Origin of the sequence: Buttiauxella sp. BIGb0552 (assembly GCF_004366275.1) — a bacterium.
Classification (GTDB): Bacteria; Pseudomonadota; Gammaproteobacteria; order Enterobacterales; family Enterobacteriaceae; genus Buttiauxella; species Buttiauxella gaviniae.
The window spans coordinates 484934-500316 of the sequence record NZ_SODY01000002.1; the positions used below are offsets into that span (position 1 = coordinate 484934).

Consider the following 15383-nt stretch of genomic DNA (forward strand, 5'->3'; position numbering starts at 1 on the left):
CGCAAATTATTACATTTTTATTACAAACTATCGAAATAGTGCATGGCATCACACTTCACTTTCGATTTATGCTCGAATTTGCTCGATATCAAACATTGATAATCTTTTCTGTGGCTGAATAGCGTTCAAGAGGTTCTTTCCAGGAGAAGCGCATGAACGCGGATAGCAAAGAAAGGGATGTCATTATTATTGGTGGAGGTGCAACGGGTGCCGGGATTGCCCGCGACTGTGCGCGACGCGGGTTACGCACGCTACTACTGGAAAGGCATGATATCGCCACCGGTGCGACAGGCCGAAACCATGGCTTACTCCACAGCGGCGCGCGATACGCCATGACAGATAGCGAATCAGCCCGCGAGTGTATTGAAGAAAACCGCATCCTTAAACGCATTGCTCGCCACTGTATTGAGCGCACAGACGGGTTGTTTATCACCCTTCCTGAAGATGATTTAGCCTTGCAGAGCATGTTTATTGCTGCGTGCCAGGACGCCGGAATCAATGCTCAACAGCTCGATCCTAAAGAAGCATTACGGATAGAACCTGCGGCCAATCCTGCGCTTATCGGTGCGGTTCGCGTGCCGGATGGAACTGTCGACCCCTTCCGCCTGACCGCCGCCAATATGCTCGATGCCAGAGAACATGGCGCAGAAATTCTTACCGGGCAGGAGGTTACCGGGTTGATTCGCCAGGGCAGTCGCGTAATGGGTGTCAGGGTCTACAACCACCAGAGCCATCAACGCCACGATTTATATGCAAATATCGTCGTCAATGCTGCCGGGATCTGGGGGCAGCGTATCGCTGAATATGCTGATTTAAGTATTCGTATGCTGCCTGCAAAAGGCTCGTTGCTGATACTCGGGCATCGCATCAACAATATGGTGATCAACCGCTGCCGCAAACCTGCTGATGCCGATATTCTGGTGCCCGGCGATACCATTTCGCTGATTGGTACCACGTCAACACCTGTTGAGTACGACCAAATCGACAATATGCGCGTCACACCGCAAGAGGTCGATATCCTGATTCGTGAAGGGTCTAAACTTGCGCCCAAACTAGCAGCCACCCGCATTTTGCGTGCCTATGCTGGCGTTCGCCCACTGGTTGCCAGCGATAACGATCCGAGCGGGCGCAACGCCAGCCGGGGGATCGTATTGATGGATCACGCAAAGCGTGACGGAATGGACGGCTTTATCACCATCACTGGCGGCAAACTCATGACCTATCGCCTGATGGCTGAATGGGCCACCAATGCGGTGTGCGAAAAACTCGGTCATTCCAGCCCCTGCACCACCGCAACCGTCCCGCTTCCTGGTTCAGGAAGCTCGCAAGAAGAGACACTCAGTAAAGTCATTTCGCTACCGCCAACCATCCGCCGCTCTGCTGTCTGGCGCCACGGCGATCGTGCTGAACAACTTCTGGCGGGCGACCGCCTGAGCAACAGCCTGGTTTGCGAATGTGAAGCGGTAACGGCCGGTGAAGTTCGCTACGCGGTCAATAAACTGGCTGTCGCCAATCTTGGCGATTTACGCCGTCGAACCCGCGTAGGAATGGGTACCTGCCAGGGTGAGTTATGCGCCTGTCGCGCCGCCGGTTTATTACAACGTTTTGGCACGTCATCGCCTGCGCAATCGCTCGACCAGTTATCGCTTTTTCTCAATGAACGCTGGAAAGGGATCCGCCCTATTGCCTGGGATGATGCGCTGCGAGAAAGCGAATTTACCGCTTGGGTGTACCAGGGGTTGTGCGGGCTAAAAAAAGGAACGCCACAATGAAATTCGACAGCCTGATTATTGGCGGTGGACTCGCCGGACTGGTGTGCGGTATCCGTCTGGCGGAAGCGGGGCTGCGTTGCGCTATCGTCAGTCGCGGGCAAAGCGCACTTCATTTTTCGTCAGGATCGCTGGATTTACTGGCGGAGTTGCCCGATGGCACTCCGGTAAACTCTCCCCTGGATGCACTGGCAGCATTAAAACTGCAGGCACCAGAACACCCTTATAGTCTGATGGGGGCGCAAAACGTACAGCGTTTCGCGATGGAGAGTGAAGCGCTGCTGGCCCGTTGCCATATCACACTTACGGGCAGCTATAAGCAGAACCACCAGCGTATTACGCCGCTTGGAATTGAACGTGCAACGTGGCTTAGCCCAATGGAAATCCCCGTAGCACCCCTTCCGTGGAAACACATCACGGTAGTCGGTATTGCCGGTTTTCTCGATTTTCAGCCAGAACTTGTCGCTGGTTCACTGGCAGAAAACCACATCAATGTGAAAACCGCGGAACTGACACTTCCCGCACTGGACACGTTACGCAATAACCCCAGCGAGTTCCGCGCTGCCAATATCGCCCGCGTACTGGATATGCCAGAACAACAACGCCTGCTTATTGATGAGCTTAAAACGCTGGCGCATGACACTGATGCCCTGTTCCTTCCGGCATGCCTCGGGAGTGAAGATGATAAAGCCTGGCAGGCGGTAAGCCGTGAATTACCCTGCCCGCTTCGCCTGTTACCCACACTTCCCCCTTCGGTGCTCGGTATGCGGTTGTATCACCAGTTGCGCCGCCGTTTTCAGCAGCTCAACGGGATAATGATGCCCGGTGACGCCGTGGTGAGGACGGAAACACAGCTGCAAAATATCAGTGCGATTTTCACCCGCAACCACGCAGAAGTCCCGCTGCGGGCAAACCATTATGTCCTCGCCAGCGGCAGCTTTTTCAGTAACGGCCTTGAGGCAAAATTCAGCGGCATACGCGAACCCGTTTTTGGCCTCGATATCTGCGCCCCAGCCGAGCGTGAAGCGTGGTGCAAAGAGGACTTTTTCAGCCCGCAGCCGTATTTGCAGGCAGGTGTTGCCGTTGATAAGCATTTCCACCCTGCCCGCGCCGGGCAACGTATCGAAAACCTTTACGCCATCGGTTCGGTACTGGCCGGGTTCGACCCGCTGCAACAAGGTTGCGGCGCGGGTGTGTCAATGACTGGCGCACTGCATGTCGCACAACGCATTCTTGAATCGCAGGGGGCAGCGCATGAATCTGCTTGATGAAACCAGTTTTGAAAACTGCATTAAATGCACTGTCTGCACTACTGTCTGCCCGGTCAGCCGGGTTAACCCGGACTACCCCGGTCCTAAGCAGTCCGGGCCTGACGGAGAGCGCCTGCGCCTGAAAGATGCCGCACTTTATGACGACGCCCTTAAATTTTGCACTAACTGCAAACGCTGCGAAGTCGCCTGCCCGTCTGATGTGAAAATTGGCGATATTATCCAGCGTGCTAAAGCGCGTTATGGCAAAACACCCTTTAAATTAAGAGATGCCATTCTCAGCCATACCGATTTGATGGGCACCCTTTCGACGCCATTTGCACCGCTGGTGAATACCGCGACATCTCTTATGCCGGTGCGAAACTTGCTTGATAAAACGCTCGGCATCGACAGCCACCGCACATTACCGAAATACTCCTCGGGAACATTTCGTCAGTGGTATCGCAAACATGCCACGGCGCAAAAATCCTTTGCTGAGCAAGTGGCGTTTTTCCACGGTTGCTATGTGAATTACAACCACCCGCAGTTGGGCAAAGATCTGGTCAGCGTGATGAATGCCATGGGCTTTGGCGTACAACTGCTGGAACGTGAAAAGTGCTGCGGCGTACCGTTAATTGCTAACGGTTTTATCGACAAAGCGAAAAAGCAGGCGGCAATTAACGCGGCTTCTTTGGGCAAAGCCGTACTCGAGCAAGGGCTGCCGGTTATCGCGACGTCCTCCACCTGCACGTTTACATTGCGCGATGAATACCCGCAGGTGTTGGATATCGACACGCGCCCAATGCGTGACCATATTGAACTGGCGACTCGCTTTATCTGGAAGCAGCTCGAAGACGGGCGGGAGTTGAAACTGAAAGCATTACCACTGCGTATTGCTTACCACACGCCATGTCATATGGAGAAAATGGGCTGGTCACTCTATACGCTAGATTTACTGCGGCGCTTGCCGGGTGTGGAGTTGATAATGCTCGAATCCCAGTGCTGTGGAATTGCAGGCACGTACGGGTTTAAAAAGGAAAACTATCAATTTTCACAAAGCATTGGCGCACCGTTATTCCAGCAGATCGAAGAGAGCGGTGTCAATTTGGTGGTGACGGATTGCGAAACCTGCAAATGGCAGATTGAGATGTCCACCAGCAAGAAATGCGAGCACCCGATTACGCTTTTGGCTCGGGCACTCGCATAATTTTTAGATTTCTAGTGAGTCGACAACATTCACCCAGCCATGCTCAGCGGCGACATCCCAGCCGTTGAGCCAGCGGCGCAGCATGTTGAGGGCCATCATCGCGCAGACTTCCTGGCGTGTACGCAGGGCATAGCGGGTAACGTTGAATTTCACTTGCAGGCCATAAGTCCCTTTTGGCGTGTGCAATGCGAAATGAAGATGCTCATCATCAAGGCACCCCACCACCAGCGCCAGAGCACTACCCGCTTGCAGCGCGAAAGTTTTTGCACGCTCAGTTATCTGCTGCAGTGTTTCAGGGCGTGCAGAAAGCACTTCACTATTACCCAATGGCGCTTGCGCACTGGCGAGTTGCAGGCACAACAGCCCGGCGGTGAATTGTTCACTGACGGCAATATTGTGTGACTGCTCGCGCAGGCGTTCCGCTAACTGCGCAGGCAAACCATCGGTGCCCTCAAAAATAGCGCTTTGTCCTGCCACACGTTGCACTTGTGGCCAGACAGCTTCCATTGCCGCCCGCTGAGTGGCAGGCCCGGTCAGTTTCAGCTCGATAATCGGCATTGATGAGCGATAGCCCATTACCGCGCCTTCGGGTAATGACAGAGGTTCAAGGCTTTGCGCCAACTCACTTTCAGAACGCCCGAAGGTCGTCAGGCGCAGGCAAACTGGCGGCTCAGGCAACACAAAACGCTCACGCAGGCGCGGCATGATTTGTTGATCAACCATCACTTTAAATTCGGAAGGAACGCCTGGGGTGAAGAACATCAGGCAGCGGTTGAGTTGTAGAGCAAACCCGCATGCGGTGCCGACTGGGTTATCGACCATTTCGCTGGTAGCCGGAATAAGCGCTTGTTTGCGGTTGCTCGGTGCCATTTCACGCCCGCGTTCGGCAAAGAAACGTTCCATATGCTCAAGCCATTGCTGGTGCATAACCAGTTCAACGCCTGCGGCAGTAGCGGCTGCCTGCGCACTGAGGTCATCGCTGGTTGGCCCAAGGCCACCGTTCACAATCAGTACATCGGCATGTTCGCTGCGCTCTTTGAGCACCGCGATTAAATCGTCAAGACTATCGCCCACCGTATTACGGCGCGACATTGGTAAACCCTGGTTAAAGAAATAATCAGCAAGCCAGGCTGCGTTGGTATCAATAATTTGACCATGCAGCACTTCGTCGCCGGTAGACAGCATTTCCACTTTTATCATTGTTGTGCTCCGCGGGAAGAAAACGGTTCACTATAGCGCAAATCATTTTAGGTATAGAGAGGGAATCAGAAATGATAATCCACGATAGACTTCACGTTGCAGGAGGGCAGCAAGAGAACGAATCCCGAATCGCTTAGTAAACTAAGTGATTCGGGTAAGCGAACGCAGCAAACGTACCTGCAACGCGAAAGACGAAGGGTTTAGAAGCCTGCGCTCACGCCCACATACGGACCATCGGCGATAGCGTTATCACGGCTGCCATCTTTACCGTTAACACCGATATAGCGATAACCAGCTTCAACAGTGATTGGGCGAATCACAGTCCAACGAGCACCCGCACTGGCTTCCTGGTAATCTTTCACGCCACTGGAAAGAGAGTCTGGAGAGTAGTAGTAATCACCGAATACGGAGATGCTATCAAATACCTGCCAGCTCAAACCACCACCCACTGCCAACGCATAACCTTCATCACCATCTTTCGGATTCAGATAAACCGCACGGCCACCAACTGTACCCATAAATGGACCCAATGGCACATTCAGACCGAGTCCCAGACCTGCGGTATCACCGTCGTCATCATTATGCGCGTAGTTACCGTTCATGGTCAGACCGGCAGAATCCTGGCCGAAGCCTACTGCGATGTTTGTATATTTTTCACCCGCCTGGCCGCTAACGCTAATAGCGCTTGCAGATGCAGATACGAGTGCTAAACCGGCAAAGCCAGCCAAAAGTAATTTGTTCATGCTTTCAATCCTGAGCAGTAAAAAGGGATGTCCCTGAAAAAACGCCGATTTTACAGCCAGGGGTGAGGTAATCAATGCGTTAGAAATGCTTTTCTTCATTCGTTTGTAAGAAAATGAAAAAACGCCCTGTTAAACAGCCGCCAGCTTTACTCTCACCAATCCCCGCCACAAGTTGCAGCAGTAGAAAAATAGGCGAGTTTAAGTGTAAGCGAGACGGCATTTATGGTAGTTAAGGCAACAAAAAACCGCCCTTAGGCGGTTTCATTTCCCTCTTCATCTTACCGGGTCCAAGGGTAAGTCAGGATCAAGCGGCTCAATGGGGTCTGGAACATCTGGTACCGTATCTCCGGGCAGCGGTTCATCGATAGGTACCGGGTCGACCAAGTTTGGATGGTTAGACATAAGAACCTCCAACGTAAGAGCATTTAAAACCTACAAATGGAACAAAGCTTATTTTTGATTTTGCTTTGGCTTTTTCTCATCGTTCTTAGGTGCTTTATCTGGGTTTTTAGGCTGCTCTTTGGAAACGTTCATGTTTAGTGTTTTCATAACTCATTCCTCAGTGATTGCAGAACTTTACTGCAACCCAAGTATAGTTTTAGGTTCATTAACTTGCTAGCGAAGCGGTTTGCAATATTTTTATCTGGTTTATATGGATTGCCAATAAAAAAGCCGCTCGAACAGAGCGGCAGAAATCAGTATTAGAGTCAGGTATGTAAGTCGGATTAGCGTTAACGACACCCGACATTAAAACGGGGGTGGCATTAAATTGTAGCCTCCCGCTTTACCCATAACTTTAACTGCACTCGCGAAATCTTAATCCCCCCCTGCTTGAATTCATCAGGCAAGCGTAACCAACGCACCGGATGCTGAAAACGGGCTACTTTTCCCGGCAACCACTCAGACAATAGCGACAGGTCAAAATCCTCGTCGGCTTCAACCACCGCAACCGGGCGCTGGCCAAATTCGGGATCATCGATTGGTACGACAAAAACCTGTTTCACCGCGGGATGAACTGCAATCACGCGCTCAACTTCTTCTGGTTGGATACCTTCCCCACCACTGAAAAACAGATTATCGAGCCGGCCAATAAGCGTTAGACGGTGCGCATTCAGAACACCGCGATCGCGTGTTGCAAACCAGCCCTGGGAATTAACCAGCGGCACGACAACCCCCTCTTTCCAGTAGCCTGATGCCAGGCTATCGGCACGAATCCACACTTCTTGGTCAACGATTTTCACTTCCCGGCCTGGCAGAGCTTCACCCACATCAGGCAACCCATCAGCACGTTTGGCGCAGACCGTTGAGGCCAGCTCCGTTAACCCATAACCACACCAGCAATTGATGCCTTTTTCTTGCGCCGCTTGCGTGAGCTCAACAGGAATTGCCGCACCACCCAACAACACCTCACGCAAGGATTCCGGAGGAGATTGCTCAAGCATGCGCCAGAGCTGGGTCGGCACCAGTGACGCATGCGTACAGCCTTGCAGCGCATCACTCAAAGGATATAAATCGCGCACTACCATGCAACCACCCACCAGCAGCCAGCGCCACAAAATGCCCTGGCCGGAGACATGAAACAGAGGTAGTGATAACAACCAACTGTCATTCGCGCCGTAGTTCATCACCGCCAGCACACCTGCAGCACTAGCAAGATGAGCATCACTGGTATGAACCGCCGCTTTGGGTAAGCCCGTTGAGCCGGAGGTAAGCGTCATCGATGCAAACCTTGCAGGCTGCCACTCAACCTTGAAAGGTTCGCTTTCCAGCAGAGTTAACGGGTTGATATCGGCAACTGTAAGCGGCGCATCAAAGGTCAAGGCATGGCTGATAGTCAGCGTGGGAAGTAAGTGTTCGAGCACAGGTGCAGGCAACTGTGGGTTAAGCGGCAATACACGCGCCCCACATTGCAACAACGCAAGCAGTGCGAAAACCATTTCCGGGCTGTTTTTCGCACGTAGCGCAACGCCTTGCCCTTCAAGCACACCCTGCTGGCGGAAGCCCCCTGCCAGCGCATCAACGCGCTGGCATAGCTCGTACCAGTTCAGGCTTTCATGGCCTAACGTAAGTGCTGGTTGGTCACCACGAATTTGTGCCCAATACTGCCAGGGAAAATCTTGAAAACTCATAACACTCGCTCAAGAGATTCCAGTGACCAGCACGGCAATGGGCTGCCAGGCCATTCGCGCACCAATTGTGCCTGCATCAACGACAGCGTATCGAGGCCAGGCAACGTTTGCGGCGTCAGCCACGCGGCAATACGCGCCAATTGTGTTAAGCCGAGGCTCGATTCAATCGAAGAACTGATAACCGCTGTCAATCCCAGGGCATGGGCCTGCTCAACCTGTTGACGTACTTTCTCAAGACTACCGGTTAAGGTCGGCTTGATAACCACCGCACTCAAACCAGGTTCGGCGGCAAACTCAAAATCAGGCTCACGCAGGCTTTCATCCCAGGCGATCGCAATTCCCGTTTCACGGGCAAACTCACTGGATTGCTCACGGGTTTTGCACGGCTCTTCGATAAACGCAATGCGCGCTCGGAAATCAGGATTAACGTATTTGGCGAACTGCTGCGCTTTGATCGGTGTCCAGCCACGGTTGGCATCAAGACGCAGACGCAAATCTGGCATCGCTTCCAGTAGAAGATTGACCACCATTCCGTCGCGCACAGCTTCATACAAACCCACTTTCACCTTGGCGATTTTCTCACCGGGAATAGCAGCTAGCATGGCAAACAGTTCGTCCGGGTCACCGGTGCACAAGGGCGCCGCGCGGTAATCCGCCGCCTGAGGCAATTCACCGCTGATTTCGGCCAGCGCACAACTCAGGCCAAACGCCACCGATGGCATTTCTGGCAAGTCGATTTCCGCGCCTGTTTGCCAGGCTTGCAACCAGGTTTGTGCCACGTTCAATGCGTCATCGACAGTTTCTACGCTAAAACCAGGCAACGGCGAGATCTCGCCGAAGCCCTGTTTTTCGCCATCTGTCAGGCACACTAACAGCCCGTCGCGTGATTTCAGGCGCCGCTCACGCAGCACCACACCCGCATCCATCGGCACCTGAAAGCGCCACAGTTCGACGCTACGCATTACGGATTCCGTTTAAATTTGCTGAAGTCCGGCTGGCGTTTTTGGTTGAACGCGTTGCGACCTTCCTGACCCTCTTCAGTCATGTAGAACAGCATGGTGGCGTTGCCAGCCAGTTCCTGTAAACCTGCCTGACCGTCGCAGTCGGCATTTAGAGCAGCCTTCAGGCAACGCAACGCCATTGGGCTGTTTTGCAGCATTTCGCGGCACCAGCGCACGGTCTCTTTTTCGAGATCTGCATTCGGCACAACGGTGTTCACCAGGCCCATATCCAACGCTTCTTTTGCGTCGTACTGGCGGCACAGGAACCAGATTTCACGCGCTTTTTTCTGGCCGACGATACGAGCCATATAAGAAGCACCCCAGCCACCGTCAAATGAACCCACTTTCGGGCCAGTCTGGCCGAATACCGCGTTTTCAGCAGCAATTGTCAGGTCGCACATCATATGCAGTACATGACCACCACCGATGGAATAACCCGCAACCATCGCCACAACTGGTTTTGGACAGGTGCGAATCTGGCGCTGGAAATCCAGCACATTCAGGTGATGGGTGCCGCTTGCATCCTGGTAGCCACCGTAATCGCCACGTACTTTTTGATCGCCGCCTGCGCAGAAAGCTTTTTCGCCTTCGCCGGTCAGGATGATGGTGCCAATGTTGTCGTCGTAACGGGCATCAGCCAGCGCATTAATCATCTCTTTTACGGTCAACGGGCGGAATGCGTTACGCACTTCAGGGCGGTTGATCGTTATTTTAGCGATACCGTCAGCTGATTTGTGATAGCGAATATCGGTGTAACCTTCCGAGCAATCCTGCCATTCAACTGGCGCATAAAGCATTTCTTCATCTGGATAAATCATGGTGTTTCCTCGATAGGTTTTCGCAATAAATTGAGCAGGCAGGCTGTGAAAGCAATTGGGTTTTCCCGATGTGCATTATGGCCTGCGGCAGTAATAAGCTGCGGTGACAATTCCAGGCTGGTTGCCACGGCGCGGAATTTTTCATCCCGCTCACCGCAAAAATAGTAAAAAGGCAACGGCAATTGTTTGAGCGTAGCCTTTAAATCTGGTTGGTTGCCAAGAGACGTCGCCTCAAGCATTGCGGCAAGGCTTTGGGCATTATTCTGGCTGCGTTGTGCGATAAGCGAAGCGCGTTGCTGATCATTGAGCGACTGGAAAACAGCTTGATGATACCAGTCGTTCAGCACCTCTTTTAGTGGTTGTGTGCGTAACCGCTGCGCCCATTGCTGGTCGCTACTTTTTCTTTCTCGGCGGGCAGTCTCATCCGTAAGTCCAGGATGGCTCCCCTCAACAATCAAGCCGCACAAACCGGAATTCTCAAGCTGACAAGCATGATACATCGCCACTCGTCCACCAAGAGAGTAGCCAATTAGCCAGTAACTTAGAATGTTGTAACTAACAAGCGTATTTCGCAGTAATTTATCGACTTGAGCAAAGCCTTCAGCCGTAATATCGGCTGATTTCCCGTGACCGGGCAAGTCGATGAAGAGTTGCGGCCAATCGGTGAAATGTTCGCTGAAAGTTTCCCACTCCTTCCGGTTGCCTAAAAAACCGTGCAGCCAGACCAGGCACGGCAAGTTGGCATCGCGGCCTTCATGAAAAACAGCATGCAGAATCATGCCTGACTAACCTGTGCGAGCAAATGCTGCAAGGTTTGCGCACCGTCAGTTTCACTAACGGTGAGCTCAATGATGGTCGCATGAGGAGTACGCCAGGCATGGGTCACGGCTTCCTGCAACTCATCCCAGCTTGCCGGATTGTTATAGGAGAGTCTGAACATCGCTGCTGCGTGGGCAAAATTGACGTTTTGCGGCATGGTATAGAAGCGTTCACGTTCGTCTGCCGGCGTTGGTAACAGCGAGAATATTTGCCCGCCATTATTATTGACGATCAGCAAAACGAAGGGAGCGGAAACCTGACGTAATAATGCCAGTGAGTTGATGTCGTAAAGTGCCGAGAGATCGCCAACAATCGCCAGCGTCGAGCGTGCGGTGGCTCGTTGCACGCCGGCAGCTGTTGAAAGTAAGCCGTCGATACCGCTCGCACCACGATTGCTAAATACCGGATAACCCGCAGGCAATTGCGCAAAAGCATCGACCAGACGAACAATCAGGCTATTGCCGACAAACAGCTGCCCGGCTTCCGGTAATAATTCAGCCAGTCGCGCCGCGACCTGGGCTTCGCCGAATTCAAGAGTGCCCTTTTTCACCGCCTGCTGAGCTATTTTTGCAAGCGTAGTTAATTTCTCATCCCACGCCACGCGCTTTTCAGCAGGGTGAAGTTCCAGCCATTGTGTAATATCGCAACACAAGCGACGGCCACGATGATTCGCGGGATCAAGCCGGCCTGGGAGATTATCCACCAGCCAGTACTCTTCAGGCTCACAGGTCGCTTGCCATTGCAGAACGCGTTTTCCGGTCAGGCTACTGCCAAACTGAATAATAATTTGTGCTTCGGCAAGTTCTGTCACTGCCTGGCTGTTGCTCAGCCATAAATCTGCACATGGCAACGGCTGCCCAGTTTGCGATAGCACATCGCCAATTAACGGCCAACCGAGCATTTTCGCCCATGCAGCGACCTGTTTTCCTTCTTCAGAATTCAAACGCCCGGCAATTACAACGCCACGTTTTTGACGCCAGAAGAACCAGTCACGCTGTTTAAGCACTTCCTGAGTCAGGCCCGTACGTAACCAGGGTTTATCACCTTGCCACCAGTCGCCCAATGCCTGTTGCCAACTCATGCCAGTTTCATCAGGCTCGCCATACAGCGGCTCGGCGAATGGGCAATTGATGTGAACCGCACCAGCCATCTGCTGGCCCAACGCGTTATCGATAGTCGAAACTAACCAGCGCGCAGGAATATCCTGCGTTGGGCGAGGTAAATTAATCGATTGAGTAGGATGGGTGCTAAAAATCCCAGGCTGGCGAATCGCCTGATTGGCGCCGCAATCAATAAGTTCCGGTGGGCGGTCAGCGGTAAGAACCACCAGTTTTTCGCCCGTCAAACCGGCTTCAATAATTGCCGGATAGAGGTTGGCCACCGCTGTACCCGAAGTCACGATAATAGCGACTGGAGCCTGGCTTGCTTTTGCCAGACCTAATGCCAGGTGACCTAAACCACGTTCGTCAAAATGGGTATGACAAATAAAAGCCCGATTTTCAGCCGCCCCAAGGGTCAGAGGTGTAGAACGCGAACCGGGAGCGATGCAGACGTGGCGCACACCGTGGCGAGTCAGCGCTTCAAGGATTACCGTAGCCCAACGGCGGTTAAACGAGCTTATCGACATGATTCAGTCCTGAGTCAATTTTGCTGACTCATTATAATTATTGCTGGAACGGTTATTTTGATATGGGTCGGTAATACCCTTCAAACTGCATTTTTGTTGGCAACAAGCACGATTAAGTCCGAATTGTCTCAGACATGCCTATAGTTTAGAACGTTGATTTTGTTAGCAACGTTCGCAACCCGGCGGCTTTATTTTCTATTTCCTGCCATTCTTCCGCCGCATCAGAACCTGCGACAATTCCAGCTCCGGCGTATAAGCGCACCATATTATTGATTACTTTTGCCGAGCGTAAAGCAACGCAGAACTCACTCTGCCGTTGCGAGATATAACCCGCCGAACCCGCATACCATTCACGCTCAAACGGTTCATTATGGGCGATAAACCCGCGTGCCACATCACGTGGCAACCCGGCTACAGCGGCAGTAGGTTGCAACATTGCAAGACATACAGCATCGTCAGGCTGAGCCAAATCGGTCCAGATGCAACGGCGCAAATGTTGTACCTTTCTCAGGCGCACCACCTGCGGCGGCAATACATCAATAGCCCCCACCGTTTTTTGCAAACGCTGGCAAATATCTTCAACGACCAACATGTTTTCACGTTGGTTTTTATCGTCTTTAAGCAACCACTGCCCCAAAGACCAGGCTCGATGATCGTCGGGATGGTTAGCGACCGTTCCGGCTAGCGCTTCGGTGCGCAAAGCACTATCAATGCGCCGCCACAAGCGTTCTGGGCTCGAGCCAAGGAACGCATGGCTGCCATCAAACACCATCAAGAAATGATAGCAATTCAGGTTCACCCGGCGACTGGCCGCCATAAATCCGGCTGCGGAAACTGCGGTAGTAAATTGCAGATCGGTGGCTCTCGCCAGGACGACTTTATCGAGCTCATGCTGCTCAATGGCAGATATTGCACGGTCAACTAACTGATTCCATTCTGGTTGCGTTGGAATATGTTGCTCACCGACACAATTTAAACGCTGCAATGGCAATTGCTTTGCAGGCAGCATTTTTTCAAGGAATTGAAGGGCTACCCGCGCATCATCTTGCAGGGAAGTTTCGCTATAAATATTAAGGTAGAGAAAAGCATCGCCACCGATGCGCCGCCATTCGAGGCGTGGGAGAAATAAAAAACTGCTGGTGGGTGAAAATGCATTTACGCCAGTAATACGAACAGCTGGCTGGTCGGCATAGTCATCAATAAATGCCCCGGCGGCATCTAAGGTATCGAACAGACGCACAGCACCGAGGGCGGCAATTTCGTCATCGCCATTGCGCTGTTGCCAGTAAAACTGGGGATAAAGACGCTGGCTGGCCAACCATGCGAGTGCATCAGAGGCATCACTTAGGGTGACAGCACAAGATAATTGCTGTAAACCCGGTGCATCCGCAAATTCTGCGTTCAATGCAAGCTGTAACTGTTGCAGCGCGACGACAACTGAATTCACGTTTACCTCACCTTCCCTGAAAACCCCTGATTATACGTGGTCATGGCGGCAAAAAAAAATCCCACCCAATGGGTAAGATTTTTCTGCTGGCACTCGACGCAATTATTATACCCAAGTTACTTCGAGATGCAGGTAGGCGGCAATCGAGTAAATCCCGATGAGCTTACTGAAGTCAAGTGATTCGGGTGCACGAGAGCAGCCAACGCCCCTGCAACTTGAAGGGCGAAGGGTATCTAGCGTCTGGCTAATAAAAGCCCTAGTACCAGACCAGCGGCAGCGCCAACGCCAACTCCTTGCCATGGTTTTTCACGCACATAATCATCGGCGCGATAAACGGCTTTTTTTGCACGATAGTAATAATTGTCCGACGCACTACTGACCCGGGCTTTGACTTCGCTGAGCGCCGCTTCTGCACGTGCTTTCAGCTCAATGTATTTTTGGTCAGCAGGATCGCCTGAGGAACGCAGCACTTCTTCTAACGTTTCACTAAGCAGAGTTAAATCATCATCAAGACGAGATTCATACGGTTGCATCACTGTTCTCCGTGTTTAAAAAATACTCGTCCGCTAACTATAGACAACACTAGTGCTTTTTACCTGGCGATTAATCTGTCATTAACGATTTGCCATACCGATATGGGGAATACCGTCTTCGTCATACACGTCAGTAACTGGGGTAAACCCGAAGTGGGCGTAGAAAGATTGCAGATGAGCCTGAGCGCCTAAATAGACTGTTTTCTCTGGCCAATACTGCTGGCACGAAGCCATCGCCAGTTCCATCAACTGGTAACCCAGTTTTTCGCCACGCACGCTTTTATCGACAATGACACGGCCAATCACTACCGGTTCAAACTCGCTGTCGCTTTGCAGGATACGGGCATAGGCCACCAATTTCCCGCCCTTCCAACCAAGAATATGGCGGTTCTCACCCACCAGATCATCACCATCAATGTCCTGGTAGGGGCAATTCTGCTCGACGACAAACACTTCATTGCGTAGCGCCAGAAGCGTGTAGAGATCGGTTACGCTCAATTCTGAATGGTGTAAATCCTGCCAAATCAACATGCTGCTGCCCCAGTGATTTCGATGAGTAGTGCCTTATCTTCACACATTTTGCGCGATAAATAACAGTGCCGAGGGCGTTGTTGTTCAGATGACTTACTGACGCATGTCAAAGAAACAATTCATCAAATGAATATATCTATGCTTATTGATGCCTTTAAGTATATTAATGCCCGTTGATAGCAAATTTAATAAAACCGTTTAAAACGGTAATTCTGCGCGGATGTTATTTATATGTTAAGTAGAGCACGCCAATTTATTCCTTTGGGGATAGGTATATTGATTGTGGCTGTAGCTAATGTTTTGTTTGCTCCG

13 protein-coding genes are annotated in these 15383 nt (G+C 52.0%); 3 read left to right on the top strand and 10 right to left on the bottom strand.

Annotated features, from left to right (window positions below; translation table 11 throughout):
• Positions 1 to 152 precede the first annotated feature (152 nt).
• Genes glpA through glpC form a run of 3 tightly spaced genes read left to right on the top strand, consistent with a single transcriptional unit; the run spans position 153 to position 4223 of the window.
• On the top strand, positions 153 to 1772 hold the full coding sequence (gene glpA / locus EDF88_RS07040) for an anaerobic glycerol-3-phosphate dehydrogenase subunit A (protein ID WP_134183717.1): 1620 nt from the start codon (positions 153 to 155) through the stop codon (positions 1770 to 1772).
• The gene (glpB, locus tag EDF88_RS07045) at positions 1769 to 3037 is read left to right on the top strand and encodes a glycerol-3-phosphate dehydrogenase subunit GlpB (protein ID WP_134183719.1); all 1269 of its coding nucleotides are present in this window, start codon (positions 1769 to 1771) and stop codon (positions 3035 to 3037) included. The genes glpA and glpB overlap by 4 nt, the downstream gene beginning before the upstream one ends.
• The gene (gene glpC, locus EDF88_RS07050) at positions 3024 to 4223 is read left to right on the top strand and encodes an anaerobic glycerol-3-phosphate dehydrogenase subunit GlpC (protein WP_134183721.1); all 1200 of its coding nucleotides are present in this window, start codon (positions 3024 to 3026) and stop codon (positions 4221 to 4223) included. Before glpB ends, glpC begins: the two co-directional genes overlap by 14 nt.
• A gap of 3 nt (positions 4224 to 4226) precedes the next feature.
• Here the strand turns inward: glpC and EDF88_RS07055 are convergent, their stop codons facing one another.
• From EDF88_RS07055 to EDF88_RS07100, 10 genes are all read right to left on the bottom strand, one after another.
• On the bottom strand, positions 4227 to 5423 hold the full coding sequence (locus tag EDF88_RS07055) for a nicotinamide mononucleotide deamidase-related protein YfaY (RefSeq protein WP_134183723.1): 1197 nt from the start codon (positions 5421 to 5423) through the stop codon (positions 4227 to 4229).
• 200 nt (positions 5424 to 5623) lie between these two features.
• Positions 5624 to 6166, bottom strand: coding sequence for a YfaZ family outer membrane protein (locus EDF88_RS07060; RefSeq protein WP_064517128.1), 543 nt, complete (start codon positions 6164 to 6166; stop codon positions 5624 to 5626).
• Positions 6167 to 6930: 764 nt separating this feature from the next.
• Positions 6931 to 8295 (bottom strand): o-succinylbenzoate--CoA ligase, encoded by a 1365-nt coding sequence (gene menE, locus EDF88_RS07065; RefSeq protein WP_134183725.1) that lies wholly within the window; start codon positions 8293 to 8295, stop codon positions 6931 to 6933.
• A complete protein-coding gene (gene menC, locus EDF88_RS07070) occupies positions 8292 to 9257 on the bottom strand; it encodes an o-succinylbenzoate synthase (protein ID WP_064517123.1) in 966 nt (321 codons plus the stop codon). Before menC ends, menE begins: the two co-directional genes overlap by 4 nt.
• Positions 9257 to 10114, bottom strand: a complete 858-nt coding sequence (gene menB / locus EDF88_RS07075) for a 1,4-dihydroxy-2-naphthoyl-CoA synthase (protein ID WP_034456650.1) — start codon at positions 10112 to 10114, stop codon at positions 9257 to 9259. Before menB ends, menC begins: the two co-directional genes overlap by 1 nt.
• Positions 10111 to 10893: a 2-succinyl-6-hydroxy-2,4-cyclohexadiene-1-carboxylate synthase gene (gene menH, locus EDF88_RS07080; RefSeq protein WP_134183727.1), complete on the bottom strand. Its 783-nt coding sequence runs from the start codon at positions 10891 to 10893 to the stop codon at positions 10111 to 10113. The genes menB and menH overlap by 4 nt, the downstream gene beginning before the upstream one ends.
• Positions 10890 to 12560, bottom strand: coding sequence for a 2-succinyl-5-enolpyruvyl-6-hydroxy-3-cyclohexene-1-carboxylic-acid synthase (menD, locus tag EDF88_RS07085; RefSeq protein ID WP_134183729.1), 1671 nt, complete (start codon positions 12558 to 12560; stop codon positions 10890 to 10892). The genes menH and menD overlap by 4 nt, the downstream gene beginning before the upstream one ends.
• 145 nt (positions 12561 to 12705) lie before the next feature.
• Positions 12706 to 14007, bottom strand: a complete 1302-nt coding sequence (gene menF / locus EDF88_RS07090; protein WP_134183731.1) for an isochorismate synthase MenF — start codon at positions 14005 to 14007, stop codon at positions 12706 to 12708.
• Between the two features lie 233 nt (positions 14008 to 14240).
• Entirely contained in the window at positions 14241 to 14540 is a 300-nt protein-coding gene (gene elaB / locus EDF88_RS07095; RefSeq protein WP_064517114.1) for a stress response protein ElaB, read from the bottom strand.
• 81 nt (positions 14541 to 14621) lie between these two features.
• Positions 14622 to 15071 carry a GNAT family N-acetyltransferase gene (locus tag EDF88_RS07100; RefSeq protein ID WP_134183733.1) on the bottom strand — a complete coding sequence of 150 codons (450 nt, stop codon included), beginning with the start codon at positions 15069 to 15071 and terminating at the stop codon, positions 14622 to 14624.
• Between the last annotated feature and the right edge of the window lie 312 nt (positions 15072 to 15383).